Source organism: Spirillospora sp. CA-108201 (assembly GCF_050936235.1).
In the GTDB taxonomy this organism is placed as follows: domain Bacteria; phylum Actinomycetota; class Actinomycetes; order Streptosporangiales; family Streptosporangiaceae; genus Spirillospora.
In genome coordinates this window covers 369607-390844 of the sequence record NZ_JBNJNE010000001.1, presented here as the reverse complement: position 1 = coordinate 390844, position 21238 = coordinate 369607, and the positions used below count along the sequence as shown (strand labels likewise).

The window sequence follows — 21238 nt, the reverse complement described above, 5'->3', positions numbered from 1 at the left end:
GACGACCCTCGCCCGGATACGCCCCCACGCTCACCGCCGGGCGCTTCGCCCCGGCTCGCCGCCCGGTCCCGGGCCCTGACCATAATCACGGGCAAAAACTACCTTAGTGGTAGGAAAAGTCTAGTACTTGTGAGCGAAGACATACACGACGTACCGAGGGCGGCCCCGCGATGCCGCCTCCTCCAGGGTCTTGTCGTGCGCATGGCCTCCTACGTGCGTGGACTGCCGGGAGAGACCGAGCGGCGTGGGGCACCGGCGGCCTGCGCGATGACGTCCGCGATGTGGTCGTCGAATGCCTCGACGCGGTGACGCCGAGGTCGACCTCCTGATGCAGGTGATCGAGGAAGTCCTCGCCCGGCACCTGGCCAAGCCGCTGCCACGCCGGCAGGTACGCATCGCCGGAGCGCTCGACACGCTGCCCGACACCACTGCCCGACACCACTGCCCGCGCCCTCGAGGAGGCGGTCGAGGCCACACGGGAGTGCTCCACAGGGGCGCACGTGACCCTCGCCGTCGGGTACGGCGGCCGCCAGGAGCTCGTCGACGCCATGCGGGATCTGCTGTACGAGCAGGCGGAGACCGACAGGTCGATGCGGGACCTCGCCGCCCACCTGACCGCGGTTACGGGACAGGCTTTAGCTCAGGCACCAGCCGCAAGGTAACCGGCGGGTAGCTTTTGCGTCGGCAGTTGGCCGTTTCCTCCTCGGCCGCCTCGTTGGGCTGATCGAGTGATTTCGAGGATCCCGCGCAGGAGGGGCAAGGCGTGCGGCAGGTGTGGTCGCCGGAAGACTCGCCCGCCTCGACGCCTATGCCCGCGAGCAGCACGTCGGTTAGCAGCGGCACGCCGGCTCGAACGGGGCCCGCGGCCTCACGGATTGCGGGACGGTCTGCACCAGCATCAGTCCTCAAGGAACAGGAGCCCAATCATGAAAATGCTCACCTTCAAGGCCACGACCCACAAGACGAAGCCTGCCCGTATCGGCGCGCCGATCAGCGCGGCGGCCATGGAGTCGGTGATCGACGAGCCAGGGCCGGTCGAGGTCAAGACGATCGGCGCGGACTGGGAGGCCCCCATCACGGGGCTGCTCAACATCAAGCACCCCAAGGCCGTTGCGGCGGGGATCACCGACCACAAGGAGCCCATCAAGATCTACGCCCACATCGTGCGGCACCCCGCACAGGGTTTCTTCCTGGTGGACACGGGCGTTTCACGGCGGCTGGTGGAGGACCCCGTGGGCGTGGGGGTCGGAATGATGCTGAGGAAATTCGGGGGTATCGAGAAGATGCACCCTCGGCAGAGCACCGCGGAGATCATCGAAGCGGAGGGAGTTCCCCTCAACGGGGTCTTCATGACCCATCTCCACCTCGATCACGTCTCCGGACTCCCGGACGTTCCCAAGGACGTCCTCATCTACACCGGCGCCAATGAGGCGGAGGCGTCGCTCTTCCTGAACCTGTTCGCCCAGGGCACGAACAATCACCTCCTGGCCGGACGGCCGCCGCTCGAGGAGCTCCAGTTCACCAAGGACCCGGGCGGAAGGCTCGAAGGTGTCAACGACGTGTTCGGCGACGGCTCGTTCTTCGCGATCCTGACCCCGGGGCACACCACCGGACACGTCTCCTACCTCGCCCGCAGCGCAGAAGGTGCGGTGCTCATGACCGGGGACGTCAGCCACACGCGCTGGGGTTGGGACAACGGCGTCGAGCCCGGAACCTACCTGCAGGAGCGCGAACCCAGCATCAAAAGCCTGCTGGCCCTGAAGGCGCTCAGCGAGCGCCACCCGAACATGATCGTGAGGCTGGGTCATCAGGAGTAGGCAGCGCGGGCCCAGGCGGCCGACAGCGGCCGATGCCGAGCCCCCGATGAGCTGATCCGGGGTTGAGGAACCTGCGGACAGCCGTCAGCACTGAGAATGATCTCAGGTGGGTGTCCCGGTGAGGGATCCCCACCGGAACACCGGCCGGCCGGAACGACGGCCCGGGTCGGAGTGATGGCGAGCGTGGTCATCCACAGGGAGCCGGTGTCCACGAGCCGGAAGTAGGGGAACGCCCAGAGGACGATCAGCACGGCGCCGGCGAGGATCGGGGGGGCGGCGTCCGATCCGGTCTGAGAGCCGGCCCGCGCCGAGTATGAACCCCGCCCCGACGAGCATGGCCGGCAGGATGATGGACAGCATGGCGTCCTGGGTGACGCCCAACTCCGTGGTCGCGTAGCCGACCACCCGGTGATGCCGGTGTAGAAGAGCGCGTTGGTCGCCGCCAGCAGCCCGGAGGCAAGCAGGATGACGCGCCAATGCCGGCGGATCGCCTCGGTCACGGGCGCCTTCACGACTGTCTGGCCCGCCGTGCACGCGGCCCGGGCGGACAGGTCACGGAACTCCGGGGACTCCTCGACCCGGTGGTGGATGCAGATGCCCGTTGGCGATCACCCGCCGACGTGCCGGGCCACGAATCCCGCCCAGAAGGTGCTGAACGACAGCAGGGTGCCGGTCAGCGCGGAGGAGTCGGGGAAGAACGCCTCGGGGAAGACCAGCGCCGCGGCCGTCCCGTAGAGGAAGAAGTCGTACCACTCGATCGAGCCTCCGATCAGGCCTGATGTCGGCAGCCTGGGGTGGCCGCGCCCGTGGGCGTCGCCGTCCGCGGGTTCCGTGGTGGGTGAAGTCACGTGATCAGGCCTCCTGTGTTCGATCACGGCCTGCCCTCCGATCCCCCGATGGATCGCCCCGTGGTCGTCACCTGCGCTTTCAGGTCACGTCGAAGAGCCCGGCGGCCCCCATGCCGCCGCCCACGCACATCGTGACGACGACGTGGTGGACGCCCCGCCGGCGGCCCTCGATGAGGGCGTGGCCGACGAGCCGCGCCCCGGTCATGCCGTAGGGGTGGCCGATGGAGATGCCGCCTCCATCGACGTTGAGCCGGTCGGGGTCGATGTTCAGTTCGTCCCGGCAGTACACGGCCTGCGAGGCGAACGCCTCGTTCAGCTCCCACAGGCCGATGTCGTCGACGGTCAGGCCGTGCCGCTTGAGGAGTGCGGGCACCGCGTGGACGGGGCCGATGCCCATCTCGTCAGGTTCGCATCCGGTCACCGCCATGCCGCGGTAGGCGCCCAGGGGCCGCAGGCCGCGCCGTTCGGCCTCGCGGCCCTCCATGAGCACGCAGGCCGCGGCGCCGTCCGACAGCTGGGACGCGTTGCCGGCGGTCACCGTCGAGCGGGCGGTGACCCGGCCGTCGGGCAGGACCGGACGCAGCGCCGCCAGGCCGTCCAGGGTGGTGGAGGGACGGTTGCCCTCGTCGCGGGTGAGGGTCAGCTCCTCGACGGAGCCGTCGGGGAGCCTCCGGGTGGCGGTCAGGGGGGCGATCTCGTCGTCGAACCGGCCCGCGGCCTGGGCCGCCGCCGTCCGCCGCTGGGAGGTGAGCGCGAACTCGTCCTGGCGTTCGCGGCCGACGCCGTAGCGCTCGGCGACGATTTCAGCGGTCTCCAGCATCGGCATGTAGACGGAGGGCTTGTGGGCGATCAGCCAGGGATCGGTCGCCCGGTGCGTGTTGAGGTGGTCGTTCTGCACGAGGGAGACCGACTCCACGCCGCCGCCGACGGCGACCCGCATCCCTTCGTGGACGATCTGCCTGGCCGCGGTGGCGATCGCCATCAGACCTGACGAGCACTGCCGGTCGATCGCCATCCCGGGCACGCTCGCCGGCAGCCCGGCGCGCAGCGCCGCCTGCCGGGCCACGTTGATCGCCGTGGATCCCTGCTGCAGGGCGGCGCCCAGGATCACGTCCTCGACCTCACCGCCGTCCAGCCCGGCCCGCCCGACCGCGTGCTCGATGGCGTGCGCCGCCAGCCGCTGGGCCTGGACGTCGTTGAAGGCTCCCCGGTAGGCCCTGCCGATGGGCGTTCGAGCCGTCGAAACGATTACCGCTTCTCTCATCACTGTCCTTTTCCTTCGCTGCACGCCGTTCATGTGCGCTGACCAGAGCTGTGCAACCTTATAATTGAACTCAACGTCAAGTTCAAGTAGTACTGGGTGACGATCGAACCCGACCAGAAAGGCCATCCGCACAGATGACCGACATCACCGCGCTTCCGGTACGCCCGCAGACCCTCGAAGAACTCCGGGCACTGATCGGCAGGGAACTCGGACCCACCGGGTGGCATGAGGTCACCCAGGACCGCATCGACGCCTTCGCCGAGGCCACCGAGGACTTCCAGTGGATCCACGTCGACGCCGGGCGGGCCGCCGCCGGCCCGCTGGGCACGACCATCGCGCACGGGCTGTACAGCCTGTCGCGCGGACCGGCCTTCTCCTACGCGCTGCTCTCCTTCGAGGGCTTCGCGCACGGCCTCAACTACGGATACGACAAGGTCCGCTTCCCCGCGCCCGTGCCGTCCGGATCACGCATCCGCATGCGCCTGACGGTTCTCGCGGCCGACCCGGTGCCCGGCGGCGTCCAGGTCCGCACCGTCCAGACCATCGAACGCGAGGGCGGTACCAAGCCCGTCGTGGTCGCCGAGTCCCTGGCCCGGGTCGTGGAGAGTGCCGGCTGAGGTGAGGCTCCCCGTCCGGGCCGGCCGCCGCGGCCGGCCCGGACGGCGGGCGAGCGTCAGCCGGCCCGTCGGCGGGCGAGGCTTCCGACTCCCACCCCCAGGATGAGCAGCGTCCCCTGGAAGAGGTACTGCCAGTACGTGGCGAGGCCGATGAGGGCGATCGCGTTGTACCCGACCGCCACGGTGACAACGCCGACCAGCGTGCCGACGATGTGGAACTGGCCGTCGCGCATCACCGCCGAGCCGAAGAAGACCGCCGAGAAGGCGCTGAGCAGGTAGCCGTCCCCGCCGTTGACCGCGGCGCTGCCGGTGCGGGACGCCAGGAGCACGCCGGTCACCGCGGCGCAGACCCCGGAGATGGCATAGACGGTCACTCGGACGCGCTCGACGCGGATCCCGGACAGCCGCGCCGCGACGGAGTTGCCGCCGACCGCCTGCATCGACTGCCCCGGCACCGTGCGGTTCAGCAGCACCCACATGCCGCCCGCCACGGCGGCCATGACATAGACGGGGTGGGGGATGCCGAGGAAGGTGCCCAGGGTCAAGTCGATGAAGGAGTCCGCCTGCCGTTGCACCGTGATGGGCACGCCGCCGGAGATCGCGTAGTTGGCGCCGATCACCACGGTGCCGACGCCCAGGGTGGCGACGAGCGCGTTCACCCTCAGGACGGTGACGACGAGCCCGTTGACGAGGCCGACGAGGGCGCCCACGGCGACGGCGACGGCGAACGCCGCCGGAATGGGCGCGCCGGAGTCGGCCATGAGGGAGCAGGCGACCACCCCGGCCAGGCTCGCGGTGTAGCCGATGCTCAGGTCGAACTCGCCCGCGGCCAGCGGGAACGTCAGCCCGATGGCGATGACGGCGGTCAGCGCGCTCTGGTTGAGGACGTTGATGGCGTTGTCCGCGGTGGCGAACGTGCCGGGCTGGAGCGCCGTCAGGACCGCGATCATCAACAGCAGCACGAGCAGGGCACCGTAGCGCCCGACGAAGCGCCAGGCGTCGAAGGCGGGGCGGGCGCGCCCCAGGTTCACGGCGGAGTTCATGTCCGCTTCTCCTCTGCAACGGCGTAGCACAGCGAGGTCAGGTCGTCCTTCGAGGCGGTGCCGTCGACGAGCCGGGCGACGCGCCCTTCGCGCATCACGGCGACGCGGTCGCAGATCGCGAACTCATCGAAGTCGCTGGAGATGAGGACGACCGCCGCACCCGCGGCGGCCAGCTCCCGGATGATCGCGTGCAGCTCACCGCGCGCTCCGACGTCGACCCCGACGGTCGGCTCGTCAAGGATCAGCACCTTCGGCGCCGCGAGCACGTACTTGCCGACGACCACCTTCTGCTGGTTGCCGCCGCTCAGCGCGCCGACCGGCTGGTTCACCGAGGCGACCTTGATGCCGAAACGCTCGACCATGCGGGCCGCGACCTTCCGGGACCGGCGGGGGCTCAGCAGCCGCAGGACGGGCCCGCGGTCCTTCCCCATCGTCGCCAGCCGGAGGTTCCGCGCGACGGACTCATCCAGGAGCAGTCCCTCGGACCTGCGCTCCTCCGGCACCAGGGCGACCCCCCGCCGGATCGCCTCGTAGGGCGAGCGCGGGCGGTAAGGGCGGCCCTGGAGCTCCATGACGCCCGCCGACGGCCGGTCGGCGCCGAACAGGAGCCGCGCGAGTTCCGTGCGCCCGGCGCCGACCAGGCCCGCCACGCCGAGGATCTCCCCGGCGTGTACGTCGAGGTCCACGCCCCGTACCCGCGGTGCGCGGGTGAGTCCGCGCACCGCCAGCAGCGGGGGGCGGCCTGCGTCCCTGCGGGCGGCCGGGGCGGGCGGGGCGGAGGCTGCGGGCTCGGGAACCTCGGCGCCCACGATCTCCCGGGTGAGCCGCGCCCGGTCCATCTCCTTCGCGGCGAAGGTCCCGACGAGACGGCCGTTGCGCAGGACGGTGACGTCGCGGGAGAGCGAAAGCACCTCGTCCAGCCGGTGGGAGATGTACAGGATGCCGACCCCCGACCGTACGAGGTCGTCGATGATGGCGAACAGCCGCTCGGCCTCCTCCTCGGAAAAGGACGCGGTCGGCTCGTCCATGGCGATGACCCGAGCCTCGCGCATCAGCGAGCGGGCGAGCGAGACCGTCCAGCGTTGCGCGACGGTCAGCCGCTCGACCTCGGCGTCGAGCGGGACGTGACCGCCGAGCCGCTCCATCACCGCCTCCGCCCGGCGGCGGGCCGCCGCGCGGTCGAGCAGGCCCCGGCGCGAGGCACCCGGGTACCCGAGCGCCATGTTCTGCAGCGCGGTGAACTTGGGCACGAGGTTGAGCTCCTGGTGGATGAAACTCAGCCCGAGCCGCGCCGCGTCGGACGGCGAGCCGATGGAGACCTCCTCCCCCGCGATCCGGATCGTCCCGGCGTCCGCGGACTCGGCTCCCGCGAGGATGCGGACCAGGGTGCTCTTGCCCGCTCCGTTGGCCCCGCACAGGGCCAGCACGCTGCCCGCGTCGAGGGAGATCGAGACGCCGTCCAGGGCCGTGGCCCCGCCGAACGCCTTGGAGATGCCGATCATCTCCGCCAGGGGCGGGCGGGGCCGGCGGGCGGCCCCGCCCGCCCCGTGGTCATGAACCTTCAGGGTCATGGCGTCACTGGCCTTTCAGGGCGCCAGGGTGGTCCTTGATGAATCGGTCCACGTTGTCCTTGTTGATCAGCTCGTAGGGGATCGGGATGTCGACCGGTTCGGCGTCGGCTCCGGCCTTGATGTACTTGGCGGTGTTCTTGGCGGCGTCCGTGGCGGCGGCGTAGAGGTCCAACCACACGGTGGCGGACATGTCGCCGTCCTTGACGGCCTTGATCGCCCCCGGCTGGCCGTTGACGCCGTACACCTTCACGTCCTTGCGGCCCGCCTGCTTGATCGCGGCGATCGCGCCGAGCGCCGGGTCGTCGAAGCACCCCCACACGGCCGGCCCCGCCCCGCCGGCGGGGTGCTTGGCCAGGAAGGCCTGGGTGAACCGCGTGCTCGCCTCGATCTGGCCGGGGATGGGCACCTCCTCCCGGCTGGGCATCAGCGACATGCCCTGCAGCGTCCGCGTCAGGGCCTGTTCACGGCCGATGCACGGAAGCCCGCTCTTGTAGCCCAATATGAGCAGATCGCCCTTGCCGCCGGTGTCATGGACGAGCTGCTTCGCGATCGCCAGCCCCTGGGGAGTGCCGGAGTCGTAGTTGACCGGCACACCGTCCGTCGTGCCACCGCTGAACGTCACGACCGGGATGCCGGCGGCCTTCGCGGCCCGGACGCCGGCGGTCAGGGACGAGCTCGGGAAGACGGTGACGACGATGAGGTCGACCCGCTTCTGCACGAACGTCTGCATTCCGGCGACGGCCTTGTCGGTCTGCCCCTGGGGGTCGACGGTGGTGACCTCGTAGCCCAGCGTTCGCGCCGTGGCCGTGTAGCCCTTGACCGCCTGGGACGAGGTCTGGTCGGCCCCGGCGAACATGATGATGCCGATCTTGTACTTGCCGCCGGAGCCGCCGCTCGCGCCGGCCGAGCCGCACCCGGCGAGGGCGAGGATCCCGGCCGCCAGCATGGCGGCGTACTTGAAACGTGGACGCATGATTCCTCCGTGTGAGCCCGGCGGCAGGCCGGGCATCGATGGACGGTCGCCCCTCCGTCCTCCTGACGCCGCTCCGTGCGGAGCGGCCGATCCCCCAAGGCGGTCGGCCTCTCTCAGAGGCCCTTCACCCGCGGACTCCCCAGGCGGCACCGCCGCCTCTGGTGCTCGCTCGCCCCGTGTCCGCCGGCGTTCACGACCCCGTACGCACCGTGGCCGGGGCGCGGAGCGAGTCCCGGTCGATCGCGCGTTTGAGAACCTTGCCGCTCGGGCCCTTGGGCAGCGCCGCGACGAACCCCACCAGCCGCGGCACCTTGTAGGCCGACAGCTTCTCCTTCGCCCAGACACGCAGGCCGGCGGCGTCCATCCGCGCTCCGGGGCGGAGCACGATCACGGCGGCGACCTCCTCGCCGTAGTGGTCGTCCGGGACGCCGATGACGGCGGCATCGACGATGTCGGGGTGGGTGTACAACACCTCCTCGACCTCGCCCGGGTACACGTTGTAACCGCCGCGGATGATGAGGTCCTTGAGGCGGTCGACGATCCGCACGTCGCCCGCGGCGTCCCGGGCGCCGAGGTCGCCGGTCTTGAGCCAGCCGTCCTTGAGGGCCGCGGCGGTCTCCTCCGGGCGGTTCCAGTAGCCCTTCATGACCGCGGGGCCGCGCAGGAAGATCTCACCGACCTCGTCGGGGCGGCACACAGTGCCGACCGGCCGGCGGATCTCGAGTTCGCAGCCGTCGAGCGCGGGCCCGACGAAGCCGGGCTTGCGCCGGCGGCGCAGCCCGTTGAACGTGGCCACGCCGGTGGTCTCGGTCAGGCCGTAGCCCTCCAGGATCACGCAGCCGAACCGAACCGTGAAGGCCCGCAGCACCTCCGCCGGAAGCGGCGCCCCGCCGGAGGCGGCCAGCCGCAGATCCGCGAAGCCGACGGCATCGGCGCCCTCGGAGGCGTGCAGCATCGCGTTCCACATGGTCGGCACCCCGAACATGACGGTGAGCCGGTCGTCGCGGAGCATCGCGAGCATCGCCTCGGCCTCGAAACGCGGGAGCAGCGACACGGCCGCGCCCGCCCGCAGCGCCGAGCCCATGACCACAGCCTGCCCGAAGACGTGGTAGAGCGGCAGCGCGGTCCCGGACCGGTCCTCCGAAGTCAACTCCAGGGCCGCCGTGAAGGTCTCGGCGCAGGCCAGCAGGTTGCCGGTGGTGAGCTGGGCGCCCTTGGGCCGTCCGGTGGTACCGGAGGTGTACAGGATCGCGGCCGTGTCGTCATGGGACGCCTGGTGGACGCGGTTGATCGCGGTGCCCCCGGTGGCCTGCGCGCCGGGCTCCAGCGTCCACAGCGGAACGCCGGCCGCGGCGGCGGCGTCCGCGGCGGCCGGGCCGTTGCCGTGCCAGCCGACGGCGAGGCGGCAGCCCGCGTCCTTGAGCATGTACTCGATCTCCGGCCGGGTCGCCATCGTGTTGACGGTGACCACGATCGCCCCGGCGGCCTGCACCGCGAGGTACACGGCGACGAACTCCGGCACGCTCGGCGCACACAGCAGGACGCGATCGCCGGGGCGGACGCCCGCGGCGACGAGGGCGCCGGTGTAGACGGCGCTGCGCTCCCGAAGCACGCCGTAGGTCCATGCGCCCGCCGTCCCTCGCAGGGCGATGCGATCCGGATGTGTCCTGGCGTGTTCCCACGCTGCCTGAGCGACGTTGGGCATCGGCCCTCCTCTGTCCCCGAGGGGTGAAACAGGCGGCTTGAGCAGGTGTTACTTGTGTGGATGCCGCCCGTCCTGAAGTGGTACCACGCCTTGATATTGAATTCAAGCTCATGTTGAATCCGAGTTCAGGTTCGATTAGTTTGATGTGCAGGCCGGAGACCGGGCGTCGCCGTCCGGTCGCCTTCCCACCCGCTCAGATCGGCAGGCAGCACATGACGACCATCCCGACGGTCACCGGCGAGATCTCAGTTGACCGGCTCGGCACGATGCTCATGCACGAGCACGTGTTCATCCGTACCCCGGAGCTCCAGGAAGCCTGGCCCGGTTTCATGGACTGGGCGGAGGAGCGCGACCTGGACCTGGCCCGCGAGCGGCTGCTCGCCCTGAAGCGCAGCGGGATCGACACCATCGTCGACCTGACGGTGCCCGGGCTCGGCCGCGATGTCCACCGGGTGGCCCGCGCTGTCGAGGGCACCGGCCTCCAGGTGATCGCCGCCACCGGCTACTACACCTACACAACCCTCCCGTGGCCCCTGAAGTACTACGGTCCAGGAAAGATGCTGCGGGACGACCCCGACGACGAGATCCTGGTCGATCTGTTCACCGGCGACATCGAGCAGGGCATCCAGGGCACCGGGATCAGGGCCGGAGTCCTCAAGGTCTGCACCGACGAGCCGGGCGTGACCCCCGACGTCGACCGCGTGCTGCGCGCCGTGGCCCGCACCCACCTCCGCACCGACGTCCCGATCATCACCCACACGCACGCCGGCACCCGCCGCGGTCTCGACCAGCAGCGCGTCTTCACCGAGGAGGGCGTCGACCTGGCCCGGGTCGTCATCGGGCACTCCAACGAGACCACCGATCTCGACTACCTCACGGCGCTGATGGACGCCGGCTCCCTCATCGGCTGGGACCGGTGCGGCATGGACCTCGTCGTGGACCTGCGGACGCAGATCGACACGCTCGCCGAGCTGTGCCGCCGCGGCTACGCCGAGAAGATCGTGCTCTCGCACGACCGGCACTGCCGCTCCGACTGGTTCCACGAGAACGACGTCGAGCGCGTGGTGCCCAAGTGGAACCACCGGTACGTGCAGGACGAGCTGATCCCCGCCATGCAGGAGCGGGGCGTCACCGACGACCAGGTGAACCAGATGCTCGTCGTCAATCCGCGGACCTTCTTCGCCGCCCGATCCGGGAGGGGCTGACGACCGGCACCCCGGAACCAGACCGGGCCCGGCGACGGGCATCGCAGGAACCGCGCCGGCCCTTCCATGCCCGCCGGCGCCCCGCGCCGGGGCACCGAACTCCTCCAGTGAAAGGAACACATGCTGACCACACGGTTCACCGAACTGTTCGGCGTCGAACATCCGATCGTCCAGGGCGGCATGCAGTGGGTGGGGCGGGCGGAACTGGTCGCGGCCGTCGCGAACGCCGGCGCCCTGGGCTTCCTCACCGCGCTGACCCAGCCCACCCCGGAGGCGCTGGTCGCCGAGATCGAACGCTGCCGCTCCATGACCGACCGGCCGTTCGGGGTCAACCTCACCATGCTGCCCGCGATCACACCCCCGCCGTACGAGGAGTACCGGCAGGCCATCGTGGAAAGCGGCGTGCGGATCGTCGAGACCGCCGGGGCGAACCCGGCCGACCATCTGCCCGCCCTCCACGCCGCCGGGGTGAAGGTCATCCACAAGTGCACGTCGGTCCGGCACGCGCTCAAGGCGCAGTCCCTGGGGGTCGACGCGATCTCCATCGACGGCTTCGAGTGCGCCGGGCATCCCGGCGAGGACGACACCCCCGGCCTGGTGCTCATTCCGCTCGCGACGCGGCGGCTCGACGTCCCGGTCATCGCCTCGGGCGGCTTCGCCGACGGGCGGGGACTGGCGGCGGCGCTCGCCCTCGGCGCGGACGGCGTCAACATGGGGACGCGCTTCCTGTGCACGCGCGAGGCCCCGGTCCACCAGAACGTCAAGGACTGGATCGTCGCGGCCGACGAGCGCCGGACCGACCACATCTTCCGCTCGTACCGCAACACCGCCCGCGTCGCCCGCAACGCCGTCAGCGCCCAGGTCCTGGAGATCGAACGCCGGGGCGGCGAGTTCGCGCAGGTGCGGGACCTGGTCTCCGGCGCACGGGGCCGAACGGTCTACGAGACCGGCGACATCGACCACGGCATCTGGAGCACCGGCCTGGTCCAGGGCATGATCGACGACGTGCCCACGGTCGGCGAGCTCGTCGGGCGCATCGTCGCCGAGGCCGCCGGGACCATCCTCGGCCTGCGCGAGCACCTCGCCGGCCAGCCCGCAGGCGTCCCGAACGGAGGTCCCCGGGCATGACCGGCCCCGTCCCGCCCGCGGCATGGCAGCGGCTGGAGTCCCGCCAGGTGGCCACCAACGGCATCGAGCTCAGGGTCGTCGAGCACGGCGAAGGACCGCTCGTGGTTCTGTGCCACGGCTTTCCCGAACTCGGCCGCTCATGGCGGCACCAGGTGTTCGCCCTGGCGGCGGCGGGATACCGGACGATGACGCCCGACCTGCGGGGATACGGCGGAAGCTCCCGGCCCGCGCGGATCTCCGCCTACGACATCCGCACCCTCTGCGCCGACCTCGCCGGCCTGCTCGACGACGTGGGCGCGGCCGACGCGCTCTTCGTCGGCCACGACTGGGGCGCGTCCCTCGTCTGGCACATGGCGCTGTTCCACCCCGAGCGGGTGCGCGCCGTCGCCGGGCTCAGCGTGCCGATCACCCCGCGTTCCCCGGTACAGCCGCTGTCGATCCTGCGCAGGAGGCTCGGCGACGACTTCTACACGTGCTGGTTCCAGGAACCCGGCCTCGCCGACCCCGTCCTCGACCGGAACGTGCGCAACACGCTGCTGGCCGACTGCGTCGATGCCGCCCAGTGGACGGCGAACTCCGAGGCGGGCCCGCTCCCGCCACGCCCCTGGCAGAGCGAGGAGGATCTGGCCTTCCTGATCCAGGCGTTCGAGACCACCGGTTTCACCGGCGGCCTGAACTACTACCGCAACATCGACCGCAACTGGGCGCTCACCAGGTCCGTGGCGGACTGCCAGATCCCCCAGCCGTCCCTGTACATCACGGGTTCCCACGACCCCTTCGGGAAGCACGCGAACGCCGGTAAGCTCGCCGCCGTCCTCACCGACCTGCGCGGCCACATCGTCCTCGACGGGGCAGGCCACTGGATCCAGCAGGAACGCCCCGACGAGGTCACCGACGCCCTGCTGCGGTTCTTCGCCGCGCTGGCACCCTGAATCCGTCCGCCGGCGCCCTGCCCATGACGACGTGTGCAGCGGTGCCCCGGCCGAGGGGCACCGTCGCACGCGCGAGGGTCAGCCGATGCCGAGCAACCGCTCCAGGGCCGTCCTGGTCTCCCGGCTGTCGACGTGGTGGACTCCGCGGATCCCCAACTTGGCCGCGCCCCGCAGATTGTGCTCCAGGTCGTCGATCAGGACGCAGTCCGCGGGGTCGACACCAAGGCGCTCACACGCCGTCTGGTAGATGCGCCGGGACGGTTTGCGAACGCCGACCTCGCTGGAGATCACGACCACGTCGGCCACCGCGTCCAGGTCGTACCCCTGGTAGCAGTCGTCGCCGAGGGCGTTCGACACCAGCGCCACCGGAACGCCCGCGGCCCGCAGCCGGCGCAGCGCCGCCAGCATCTCCTGGTCGGGCCGCATCCCGGCCCCGACGGCATCGACGAAGCCCGAGTCCGCCGCCACCTCGACGCCGTGGGCACGCAGCCGCTCCGCGAAGCCCTTCTCGAAGTCGGCCTGCGTCATCCGCCCGCACTCGTGCTCGACCAGCAGCGCCGACGTCGGAGGGTCCTCCCGGAACAGCCGTTCGATGAGCAGCGGGTCACCGCTGAGCCGCCGGGAGTACGCCCGGAACGCATCGAGCACGCTGGTGGTCAGCACACCGCCGAAGTCGGTGAGCACCGCCCGGGGCGACGAGGTCACGCCGGGCCGCCCAACGGCAGGAACGCCGGCGGGCGTCCCTCCAGGTAGCTGTTGACCCCCTCGGTGGCGTCGGGATGCCGGAACGACTCGGGCATCAGCCGGTCGGCCTCGGCGACCGCCGCCGCGAAGCCGGTGTCCAGCCCCCGGCGGACCTGCTCCTTGATGACGGCCATCGAGTTCGGCGAGCAGAACGCGGCCAGTTCGGCCGCGTAGGCGACGGCCTCGTCCAGCAGTGCCTCCGGCTCGACCACCCGGTCGACGAGCCCCATCGCCAGGGCCTCCTCCCCCTGCACCACGCGGCTCGACAGCAGCAGGTCCAGCGCCCTGCTCGGGCCGATCAGCCGGGGCAGCAGCCAGGCGATCCCGTACTCGGCGATCAGCCCCCGCCGCGCGAACGCGGTCGTGAGCTTCGCCTTCGGCGTGCTGAAGCGGATGTCGCAGTAGAGCGCCTCCACCAGGCCGAGGCCCGCCGCCGCTCCGTTGATCGCCGCGATCAGGGGCTTGCGGATCGTCAGCGGATAGGACTTGGGCCGGGCTCGCTGGGCCAGCTCCCCCAGGTTGCCGACATCGGTCAGCGCCTCCATGTCCATGCCCGCGCAGAAGCCCCGGCCGGCCCCGGTCACCACGATCACCCGCACCTCGGGGTCCGCCTCGGCTTCCTCCAGCAGCGCGAAGTAGCGGTCTTCCAGCTCGTCGGTCCACGCGTTGAAACGGTCCGGCCTGTTCAGCGTGATGACGAGCACGGCCCCGCGCCTGTCGGCCAGGACCGGTCCTGCCTGCTTCGTCTCCGCGACGTCGGTCACTACGGTGACTTCCTCTCTGTAAGGCATGCGATGTCCCTTTGCAGTTCCTGCGGTGTTCTCAGCCCGCGGGCCCGCCGGCCACGTAGACGACCTGGCCCGAGACGAAGCCTGCGCCCTCACTGGCGAGGTGGGCGGCGGTGTGCGCGACGTCCTCGGGCAGACCGAAGCGGTGGACCGGGATCCGCGTGATGATCTGCTTACTGAGCTCCTCGAAGTCCACGCCCATCCGGTCGGCGGCGGCCCGGGTCATGGCCGTGTCGATGAATCCGGGGGCGATGGCGTTGGCCGTGATGCCGTACCGGCCCAGCTCGATCGCCAGGGTCTTGGTGAACCCCTGGATGCCGGCCTTGGCCGCCGAGTAGTTGGCCTGACCCCGGTTGCCCAGCGCGGAGGTGCTCGACAGGTTGACGATCCGGCCGAACCCGGCCTCGACCATGTGCCCCTGGACCGCCCGCGTCATCAGGAACGAGCCGCGCAGGTGCACGGCCATGACCGCGTCCCAGTCGGCGACCGTCATCCTGAACAGCAGCTCGTCCCGGATGATCCCGGCGTTGTTGACCAGCACCGTGGGGGCGCCCAGGACACCGGCGGTCCGGTGGACCACCTCGGCCGCCGCCACCTCGTCGGCCACGTCCGCGCCGATGGCCAGGGCCGTTCCCCCCTGTGCGGCGATGGCCCCCACCGTGTCCTTGCAGTCGGTCTCATCCAGATCCACGACCGCCACCGCCATGCCGTCGGCGGCGAGCCGCTGCGCGATCGCGGCGCCGATGCCGCGGGCGGCACCGGTCACGATCGCCGTTCTGGGTGTCTCACTCATCCTGATGCCTCCTCGTGTCCCACGGCGCCATCACAGGCCGGCGTCGGCCGCGACCTCGGCCGCCCGCGCGACCAGCGCCTCGATCAGTGACGCCGTGGGAGTGCCTTCCGCGGCCCGGTTCCGGGGCTCGTCCAGGGCGCGGCGCAGGACGCCCTCGGCGATGATCGCGATCTTCCACAGGCCCAGGGCGTGCCAGAAGCCCACCGTCGCCGGGTCCCGCCCGGCCTGCTCGGCGTACGCCTCGACCAGTTCGGCACGGCTGGGGAAGCCGGGGCACGCCGAGGCGGGGGAACCGGCCACGGCCGTTTCGCCCGGCTCCGGCCAGTACGCCAGCAGGGTGCCCAGATCCGCCATCGGATCGCCGAGCGTGCTCAGCTCCCAGTCCAGGACCGACGTCACCGTGCCGACCCCGGGCGAGGTGATGACGTTGCGCAGGTGGTAGTCCCCATGCACCAGCGACAGTTCGCGCTGCTCCGGCACCGCCGCCGTCAACCGCTCGGTGAGGCGGTCCAGTTCCGGGAGCTCCCGCGTCCTGGACTTCTGCCACTGCAGGGACCACCTCTTGAGCTGGCGTGGCGCGTAGGGCCGGTGGCTGGCGAGGTCGGCCAGCCCCGTCCTGCCCAGGTCGACCGCGTGGACGGTCGCCAAGGTCCCGGCCAGCGACAGCCCGATCGCATGCCGGGCCTGCGCGCTCACCTCCTCGACGTCCGGCAGCCGGTCGATGACCAGCCCGTCCACGAACTCCATGAGCACCAGCGGCGCGGCACCCTCGCGGTAGACCCCGTAGACCTCGGGGACCGGTACCCCGGTGTGCTCCAGTGCCGAGAGGATGCCCGCCTCGCGGGCCACGTCATGGGCGGAGGCCAGCAGCCGCCCCAGCGGGGGGCGCCGCAGAACCCAGCGGCGCCCCTCCTCATCACGGACCAGGAATGTCAGGTTCGACTGGCCGAGCCCGATCCGGGTCAGCTTCAGCGAGCCCGTGACGTCGAGGCCCAGCGACCGGAACCAGTCGTGCAGCGCCGGCTCGTCGAGGCCGGTCGGCTCGGCTCCGGTCATCGGCCGCCGCCCCCGCGCGCCGCGATCGCCGGCTCCCGTCCGGTGGCGTCGCCCAGCAGCGCACCGCCGTCGATGACCAGCGTTTCGCCGGTGATCCATGCCGCCGCATCGGAGGCCAGGAACGCCACGGCGGCGCCGACGTCCTCGGGTTCGCCGATCCGGGCCAGGGGGATCGCCTGGTTGAGGCGGCCTTCATGGCCTTGCCACAGCGCCTCGGCCAGGCGGGTGCGCACCACGCCCGGCGCCACCGCGTTCACACGGACGTTCGGCGACAGCTCCAGCGCCAGCTGGCGGGTGAGGTGGATGAGGGCGGCCTTGGTGGCGTTGTAGACGCCGAGGCCGGTTTCGACGGTCAGGCCGCCGATGGAGGCGGTGTTGACCACGGTGCCGCCGCGTACGCCCATCCAGGCCCGCACCGCCAGGGACGTCCACAGGACGGGCGCCCACACGTTGACGTCGAAGGTCTTGGCGAAGCGGGCGTGGTCCTGTTCGATCAGCGGCCCGTAGGCGGGATTGGTGCCCGCGTTGTTGACCAGGATGTCCAAACGGCCGAACCGTTCGATGGTGAACTCCACGCAACCGCGGGCCGCGTGCTCGTCGGCCGCGTGCGCGCCGAAGCCCACGGCGGTGCCGGTCACCTGCGCCGCCGCGGCATCGGCCGCGGCCGGATCACGGGAGGTGAGCACCACCTCGGCCCCGGCCGCCGCCAGAGCCTGCGCCGCCGCCAGTCCGATCCCCCGCGACGCGCCGGTCACCAGTGCCGTGCGGCCGTGCAATGCCAGATCGCCCATGACGGCTCAGCCGTTCGCGCCGGCCGCGGCCGGGGTCCGGTACTTGCGCAGCTCCCGCAGGGCGATGGCCCGCTTGTGCACCTCGTCCGGGCCGTCGGCCAGGCGCAAGGTGCGCAGGTGCGCCCATGCGGCGGCCAGGGGGAAGTCACCGGTGACACCGCCGCCACCGTGCACCTGGACGGCCCGGTCGATGATCTTCAGGGCCATGTCGGGCGCGGCGACCTTGATGGCGGCGATCTCGGTGCGCGCCGCCTTGTTGCCGACGATGTCCATCATCCAGGCGGCCTTCAGGGTCAGCAGCCGGGTCTTCTCGATCTCGATGCGGGCCTCGGCGATCCAGTCCTGGATGTTGGCACGCTCGCTCACCGGCCGCCCGAAGGTGATCCTGGTCTCGGCCCGCCGGCACAGCAGCTCCAGTGCCCGCTCGGCCGTCCCGATCGCCCGCATGCAATGGTGGATGCGGCCCGGGCCCAGGCGGGCCTGACTGATCGCGAACCCCTCGCCCTCGCCCTTGAGGATGTCGGTGACCGGGACCCGCACGTCGGCGAAGTCGATCTCGGCGTGCCCCTCGCGGTCGTGGTAGCCGTAGACGGACAGGTTGCGCAGCACAGTGACACCGGGGGCGTCGATGGGGACGACCACCATGGACTGCTGCCGGTGCGGCGGCGCCGTGGGGTCGGTCTTGCCCATCACGATGAGCACCTTGCAGTTCTTGTGCAGGGCGTTCGTGGCGAACCACTTCCGGCCGTTGAGCACGTAGTGGTCGCCGTCGCGCACCATGCTCATCTCGATGTTGGTGGCGTCGGAGCTGGCCACCGCGGGCTCGGTCATGGCGAACGACGAGCGGATCCGGCCCTCCAGCAACGGCTTGAGGTACTTCTCCTTGTGCTCGTCGGTGCCGAAGAGCGTGAACACCTCCATGTTTCCGGTGTCGGGGGCCGAGCAGTTGCACGCCTCGGGGGCCAGGTGGGGGCTGTGGCCCATGATCTCCGCCAGCGGCGCGTACTCCAGGTTGGTCAGCCCCGGGCCCCACTCGGGGTGGGGATGGAACAGGTTCCACAGCCCGCGGCGCCGGGCCTCGTCCTTGAGCTCCTCGAGGATCCCCGGGTGGTGGTGCGGATCACCCGACGCGCGCATCTGCTCGTCGTACACGGCCTCCGCCGGGTAGACGTGCTCGTCCATGAACGCCAACAGGTCCTCCTGGTAGCGCTTGGCGCGGTCGGACAACGAGAACAGCTCCACGAGAACTCCTTGGAAGAGCGAAGGGCCCTGGACGACGGACGAGCAGGATCCGTCTCGATCAGATATAGTTGAATTCAACGTCAAGTTCAAGTTCGAGTTCCTGGAGGCCCAGATGCGCAGCGTGAGCACGGCCGACGCCAGGCCGCGCCCTCCGGCGCCCGGCGGGTGATCGGCCCTCCCCGCCGGGCGCGGAGGGCCGATCACCGCGGGCGCCGGAGGGCGCGGCCCGCCTGGCGATCCGCGCAAAGCCATCCGGAACACGGGGGAACATCCAAAGTGCGCCCGGGCGATATCGCGCTCACCGGCGCTCAACGATCGGCGCGCGGATCCCCGGGCCTTAGGCGAGCGAGACGCCGATGCCCGCGCGGGGCCGGGCGGACCAGCCGTGGACTGCTACCATCCGTGGCGGCAGGCAGGTGACCAATGAAGGCTGAGCGAACCATAACGACTTCCCAGACAAAGGACGGCGACGGTCAGAATCGCCGCATCAATCCGCGCAGTCGGCGCGGCATGCGAACGAGAAGCTCACTCATCGTCGGCGCGCGAGAGGTGTTCGAACGCGACGGCTACCTCGACGCCCGGATCACCGACATCTCGAAGGCGGCCGGGGTCGCCGCCGGATCCTTCTACACGTACTTCGAGAGCAAGGAAGAAATCTTCGCAGCCCTCGTCGACGCGGTGCAGGAGGAGATGCTCCACCCGCATCTGAGGGAACGCACGGGCATCACCGACCCGCGCCTGCTGATCGACGCCGCGAACCGCGACTACCTGCAGTCGTACCAGCGGAACGCCCGGCTCATGGCCCTGTTCGAGCAGGTCTCCCAGATAGACGAGAACTTCCGGGTCCTTCGCATCGAGCGCAGCAATGCCTTCGCCGAACGCAATGCCAAAATGATCCGCAGCCTGCAGGAGAAGGGTCTCGCCGACTCCTCACTCGACCCACTGGTGACCGCCCACTCACTTTCCGTGATGGTCAGCAGGATGGCCTATCTGGTCTTCGTCCTCGAATACGAAATTCCCTTCGAGCGATTGGTCACGACGCTGAACCGGCTGTGGGAGAACGCGCTCAGGCTGGAGCCGAACGGATCGGACGACGCCTGACAGCCCGGCCGCCGACGGAACTGGGCGGGTGCGCGCCGCGCAGCACCGCGGCGGCCACTTCATCCCGTGGGAGATCCCCACCGAACGGACTGCCGACCTCCGCCGGACCTTCCGCGGACGCCGCGGAACACGCCCACCGGACATTGCCGTGAACGTTTGGTGACGTCACTTTCGAGGCTTCCCGCCGATATGTACGCTGCTGGTGTCGGCGAGGCTTAGGGAGAACGTGTGCCGGCCCGAAATTGGCTGAGCCGGATTGACGAGGCGTCCGGTGTCGTCCTGATCGGTTTCGCCGGGGTGGCGGGCGTGGCGGCGCTCCTGGGATTGCTGGCGTGCGTGGTTCTGGTGTTCGCGGGCGTAGCCCACGCTCTGTTCCCGTACTGGCCCTATGTGCTGACGGCTTTCCTGGTACTGGTCGTCCTTCCGTTGACGGTCAGCGGCGTTCGAGCCTCTTTCAAGCCGGAGTCTCGGATTTCGTCCGGCAGAACCGATCTGGGATGGGGTTCCTCTTCGATGGCCGGGCCGATCGACTGGCACACGCAAACGTCCTACTCATGCCGGCGCTGCCGCCATAACTGGACGTCCCATGGAAACGGGCAGGGAAGTTGCGCGGTGGAAGGTCCGCCTTACACCACGGAGACCAGCACTGGGTGGGAAGGCGACATCATCCAGACCGAGAGCGGTACTCCGTGCGGCTGTCCCGGATATGAAGGCATCGAGCCGCCATGACGCGGCTGCAGCGGGCGGACGAGGCTCTGGGCGTGCTCCTCCGCTGGCTCGCCGTGACCGTGGTCGTGGCCTGCGCGCTGGGCCTGCTCGCGTCCGTGGCCCTGATCATGGCCGGGCTGCTCCGGACGTCCCCCGCCGTCACGCTGGGTGCCGCCGCCCTCATCGCCTCGCTCTACGCCCTGGCCCGCCTCCCCGGACGTGGACGTTCACTGCCCCCCGAGTGGTACGGCAACAAGTGCCGCGCCTGCGCGCACTCCCAGGCCGCCCACAAAGACGGCAGCTTCCGCTGCTCCGAAGAGGTCGCGCCGTTCCGCACCGAGGTCATCATATGGTTCGACAACGAGCGGATCGAGGCGGAGCACGGCACCCCCTGCGGATGCCCGGCCTTCCAGCCGGGCGCGTACCGAGACGCACGGCCGAGCGGCTGACCGCGGCGGGGCCGATCACCCGGGAATTGAACGTGGACTCCACCGTCGTGCGGGCGCACCAACCGCCGCTGGCGCCCGCAAAGGGTGCCCCTAGGTGCTCCGTCAAATAGTGAAGACGGCCGGGGGTTGGTACGTGGTGCCGTCGCGGAGCATCGGGAACAATACGTCGGTACGTCGTCGTGCCAGGGAGGTGAGCGCGGCGACGTGATGTTTGCCCTCGCTCCGCTTCTTGTCGTGGTGGGCGCGGCGGATCGGGTTGCGCAGTGAGGCGAATGCGGCCAGGTAGAAGGCCCGTTTGAGTTGCCGGTAGCCTCGTCGGGACGGGCTTTCGCCGCGAATGGACGAGCCCGAGGCCCGGGTGGCGGGGGCCAGGCCGGCGTAGGCGGCCAGGTGCCGGGCGCTTCGGAAACGGCTGCCGTCCCCGACATCGATCAGGATGCGCACGGCGGTCCTGATCCCCACC

General features: G+C 70.6%; 22 protein-coding genes. 9 read left to right on the top strand and 13 right to left on the bottom strand.

The genetic code is table 11. The features are described from left to right. Window positions 1–428: 428 nt before the first annotated feature. Window positions 429–662 (top strand): undecaprenyl diphosphate synthase family protein, encoded by a 234-nt coding sequence (locus ACQEU6_RS01850; RefSeq protein WP_499340071.1) that lies wholly within the window; start codon window positions 429–431, stop codon window positions 660–662. A gap of 264 nt (window positions 663–926) precedes the next feature. Then, window positions 927–1817, top strand: a complete 891-nt coding sequence (locus tag ACQEU6_RS01845) for an MBL fold metallo-hydrolase (protein ID WP_499328832.1) — start codon at window positions 927–929, stop codon at window positions 1815–1817. Between the two features lie 608 nt (window positions 1818–2425). On the opposite strand, the gene ACQEU6_RS01840 is transcribed toward ACQEU6_RS01845, so the two are convergent. Both ACQEU6_RS01840 and ACQEU6_RS01835 read right to left on the bottom strand, forming a co-directional pair. Beyond that, window positions 2426–2665, bottom strand: coding sequence for a hypothetical protein (locus ACQEU6_RS01840; protein WP_499328831.1), 240 nt, complete (start codon window positions 2663–2665; stop codon window positions 2426–2428). Window positions 2666–2744: 79 nt separating this feature from the next. After that, window positions 2745–3929, bottom strand: a complete 1185-nt coding sequence (locus tag ACQEU6_RS01835) for an acetyl-CoA C-acyltransferase (RefSeq protein WP_499328830.1) — start codon at window positions 3927–3929, stop codon at window positions 2745–2747. 134 nt (window positions 3930–4063) lie between these two features. Here ACQEU6_RS01835 and ACQEU6_RS01830 point away from each other — a divergent pair, with 134 nt between their 5' ends. Further along, on the top strand, window positions 4064–4546 hold the full coding sequence (locus ACQEU6_RS01830) for a MaoC family dehydratase (RefSeq protein ID WP_499328829.1): 483 nt from the start codon (window positions 4064–4066) through the stop codon (window positions 4544–4546). Window positions 4547–4602: 56 nt separating this feature from the next. On the opposite strand, the gene ACQEU6_RS01825 is transcribed toward ACQEU6_RS01830, so the two are convergent. The 4 genes from ACQEU6_RS01825 to ACQEU6_RS01810 form a co-directional block, all read right to left on the bottom strand. Beyond that, complete coding sequence (locus tag ACQEU6_RS01825) at window positions 4603–5589, bottom strand: ABC transporter permease (RefSeq protein ID WP_499328828.1); 987 nt, start codon at window positions 5587–5589, stop codon at window positions 4603–4605. Continuing rightward, window positions 5586–7160: a sugar ABC transporter ATP-binding protein gene (locus tag ACQEU6_RS01820; RefSeq protein ID WP_499328827.1), complete on the bottom strand. Its 1575-nt coding sequence runs from the start codon at window positions 7158–7160 to the stop codon at window positions 5586–5588. The genes ACQEU6_RS01825 and ACQEU6_RS01820 overlap by 4 nt, the downstream gene beginning before the upstream one ends. Window positions 7161–7164: 4 nt before the next feature. Continuing rightward, window positions 7165–8133, bottom strand: coding sequence for a sugar ABC transporter substrate-binding protein (locus ACQEU6_RS01815; protein ID WP_499328826.1), 969 nt, complete (start codon window positions 8131–8133; stop codon window positions 7165–7167). Window positions 8134–8323: 190 nt separating this feature from the next. After that, window positions 8324–9838: an AMP-binding protein gene (locus tag ACQEU6_RS01810; protein WP_499328825.1), complete on the bottom strand. Its 1515-nt coding sequence runs from the start codon at window positions 9836–9838 to the stop codon at window positions 8324–8326. Between the two features lie 212 nt (window positions 9839–10050). Here ACQEU6_RS01810 and ACQEU6_RS01805 point away from each other — a divergent pair, with 212 nt between their 5' ends. From ACQEU6_RS01805 to ACQEU6_RS01795, 3 genes are all read left to right on the top strand, one after another. After that, entirely contained in the window at window positions 10051–11043 is a 993-nt protein-coding gene (locus tag ACQEU6_RS01805; protein ID WP_499328824.1) for a phosphotriesterase family protein, read from the top strand. 120 nt (window positions 11044–11163) lie between these two features. Next, entirely contained in the window at window positions 11164–12171 is a 1008-nt protein-coding gene (locus tag ACQEU6_RS01800) for an NAD(P)H-dependent flavin oxidoreductase (protein WP_499328823.1), read from the top strand. Beyond that, entirely contained in the window at window positions 12168–13103 is a 936-nt protein-coding gene (locus ACQEU6_RS01795; protein WP_499328822.1) for an alpha/beta fold hydrolase, read from the top strand. Before ACQEU6_RS01800 ends, ACQEU6_RS01795 begins: the two co-directional genes overlap by 4 nt. A 78-nt stretch (window positions 13104–13181) precedes the next feature. On the opposite strand, the gene ACQEU6_RS01790 is transcribed toward ACQEU6_RS01795, so the two are convergent. The 6 genes from ACQEU6_RS01790 to ACQEU6_RS01765 are packed head-to-tail and all read right to left on the bottom strand — an operon-like array spanning window position 13182 to window position 18517. Then, window positions 13182–13808, bottom strand: a complete 627-nt coding sequence (locus ACQEU6_RS01790) for an HAD family hydrolase (protein WP_499328821.1) — start codon at window positions 13806–13808, stop codon at window positions 13182–13184. Continuing rightward, window positions 13805–14611: an enoyl-CoA hydratase-related protein gene (locus ACQEU6_RS01785; RefSeq protein WP_499328820.1), complete on the bottom strand. Its 807-nt coding sequence runs from the start codon at window positions 14609–14611 to the stop codon at window positions 13805–13807. Before ACQEU6_RS01785 ends, ACQEU6_RS01790 begins: the two co-directional genes overlap by 4 nt. Window positions 14612–14669: 58 nt before the next feature. Next, on the bottom strand, window positions 14670–15428 hold the full coding sequence (locus ACQEU6_RS01780) for an SDR family oxidoreductase (protein WP_499328819.1): 759 nt from the start codon (window positions 15426–15428) through the stop codon (window positions 14670–14672). A gap of 30 nt (window positions 15429–15458) precedes the next feature. Beyond that, on the bottom strand, window positions 15459–16484 hold the full coding sequence (locus ACQEU6_RS01775) for a phosphotransferase family protein (protein WP_499328818.1): 1026 nt from the start codon (window positions 16482–16484) through the stop codon (window positions 15459–15461). Continuing rightward, window positions 16481–17275: an SDR family oxidoreductase gene (locus ACQEU6_RS01770; protein ID WP_499328817.1), complete on the bottom strand. Its 795-nt coding sequence runs from the start codon at window positions 17273–17275 to the stop codon at window positions 16481–16483. The genes ACQEU6_RS01775 and ACQEU6_RS01770 overlap by 4 nt, the downstream gene beginning before the upstream one ends. Window positions 17276–17281: 6 nt before the next feature. Beyond that, window positions 17282–18517 carry an acyl-CoA dehydrogenase family protein gene (locus tag ACQEU6_RS01765; protein WP_499328816.1) on the bottom strand — a complete coding sequence of 412 codons (1236 nt, stop codon included), beginning with the start codon at window positions 18515–18517 and terminating at the stop codon, window positions 17282–17284. A 423-nt stretch (window positions 18518–18940) separates the two neighbouring features. On the opposite strand from ACQEU6_RS01765, the gene ACQEU6_RS01760 reads away from it, so the two are divergent. The 3 genes from ACQEU6_RS01760 to ACQEU6_RS01750 all read left to right on the top strand — a co-directional run bounded on the left by ACQEU6_RS01760 (window position 18941) and on the right by ACQEU6_RS01750 (window position 20775). Further along, window positions 18941–19618, top strand: a complete 678-nt coding sequence (locus ACQEU6_RS01760) for a TetR/AcrR family transcriptional regulator (protein WP_499328815.1) — start codon at window positions 18941–18943, stop codon at window positions 19616–19618. A 228-nt stretch (window positions 19619–19846) separates the two neighbouring features. Continuing rightward, on the top strand, window positions 19847–20347 hold the full coding sequence (locus ACQEU6_RS01755; protein ID WP_499328814.1) for a phage holin family protein: 501 nt from the start codon (window positions 19847–19849) through the stop codon (window positions 20345–20347). Beyond that, a complete protein-coding gene (locus ACQEU6_RS01750) occupies window positions 20344–20775 on the top strand; it encodes a hypothetical protein (RefSeq protein ID WP_499328813.1) in 432 nt (143 codons plus the stop codon). Before ACQEU6_RS01755 ends, ACQEU6_RS01750 begins: the two co-directional genes overlap by 4 nt. A 102-nt stretch (window positions 20776–20877) precedes the next feature. Here the strand turns inward: ACQEU6_RS01750 and ACQEU6_RS01745 are convergent, their stop codons facing one another. Further along, complete coding sequence (locus ACQEU6_RS01745; protein WP_499328812.1) at window positions 20878–21237, bottom strand: transposase; 360 nt, start codon at window positions 21235–21237, stop codon at window positions 20878–20880. Window position 21238 lies beyond the last annotated feature (1 nt).